This window comes from Streptomyces colwelliae, assembly GCF_048158785.1.
Taxonomy (GTDB): Bacteria; Actinomycetota; Actinomycetes; order Streptomycetales; family Streptomycetaceae; genus Streptomyces.
This window is the reverse complement of record NZ_JBLTJC010000867.1, coordinates 1-723: the sequence shown is the minus strand read 5'-3', so window position 1 is coordinate 723 and position 723 is coordinate 1. Positions and strand designations below refer to the sequence as shown.

Here is a 723-nt window from a genome sequence, read left to right as displayed (position 1 = left end):
GTCCGCCTCGCCCCCGCCCCACCGGGCCGGCAGCAGCCACAACCCCGCGACCGACCACGCCATCAACCCGGCCGCGAGCAGCAACGGAACTCTCGGCGCGACACCGAGCGCCAGCCCAGCCACCGCCGCCGGAGACACGGCCCACACGCCCGCCGTCAGTATCGACTCGACGGACAAGGCCTGTGCCACGGACCGCGCCGGCACCAACTCGCTGAGCAGCGTGCGCAGTCCACCGGTGGCGGCGGCCGGCGCGCCCCCGGCGACGAACGCGAACCCGGCGAGCACCACGGGATGCGCCCCCGGAAACACCCCGAGCCCCAGAAACCCCACCGTCCCGACCGCGAGCCCGACAGCCAGCTGCACCCGGGCCCGCTCCGGCCGCAACCGCATCCCGAGCACCGGCGCACCGCCGATCTCCCCCAGGACGTAGGCCGCCGCGAGTATCGCGCCCAGCGAGTAGCCCCCCGGCCGCTCGCGCACCAGGAAGACCAGGGCCAGCGGTGCCATGGCCACGGGCATCCGGGCACCGACAGCGGTGCAGGCCCAGGTCAGGACCTGTCGGGAGACGACATCGCGGTAAGTCATGCCAAAACGCTACGGGCCGGGACTGACAACGCCCACGGATTATCCACGCCTGTGGATAACTCCAGCCATGCAACCGTCAAGCACGCCCGACCCCGACGCCGACGCCGTCGTCAGAACGTGAGAACCCCCCGCGCCACC

General features: G+C 73.0%; 1 pseudogene. It reads right to left on the bottom strand.

Annotated features, from left to right (window positions below):
* Window positions 1–585: pseudogene (locus tag ACNFOC_RS54880) on the bottom strand (MFS transporter); the annotation flags it as partial.
* Between the last annotated feature and the right edge of the window lie 138 nt (window positions 586–723).